Origin of the sequence: Granulicatella sp. WM01, from assembly GCF_004570605.1 — a bacterium.
Lineage (GTDB): Bacteria > Bacillota > Bacilli > Lactobacillales > Aerococcaceae > WM01.
Window position 1 is genome coordinate 1 of record NZ_SPPB01000137.1, and the last position, 433, is coordinate 433.

Genomic DNA, 433 nt, shown 5'->3' on the forward strand with positions numbered 1-433 from the left:
CTTTCTTAGCAGTTGCTGCATCTTCAATAGCGTTCTTAGCAGTTGTTTTAGCGTCTGCATTTGGATTAACTTCGTTAATAGCAGTAGTACCATTTGTTTTAGCTGTGTCTACTGCTGCATTTGTTGTTGCACTATCAACATTTGCTTTTGCTTCCTTAGCCTTATCGTCAACTTCTTTCTTAGCAACATCTTTTTCTTCTTGCGTTAATTCATTACGTGCATCAATGGCTGCTTTCTTAGCAGTTGCTGCATCTTCAATAGCGTTCTTAGCAGTTGTTTTAGCGTCTGCATTTGGATTAACTTCGTTAATAGCAGTAGTACCATTTGTTTTAGCTGTGTCTACTGCTGCATTTGTTGTCGCACTATCAACATTTACTTTTGCTTCCTTAGCCTTATCGTCAACTTCTTTCTTAGCAGCATCTTTTTCTTCTTG

Annotated in this window: 1 protein-coding gene; it reads right to left on the minus strand. The window is 38.1% G+C overall.

Features of this window, described 5'->3' with window-relative positions; genetic code table 11:
* Positions 1-433, minus strand: a 433-nt coding sequence (locus tag E4T68_RS09000) for a DUF1542 domain-containing protein (protein WP_135126062.1), incomplete at both ends; no start/stop codon positions are given.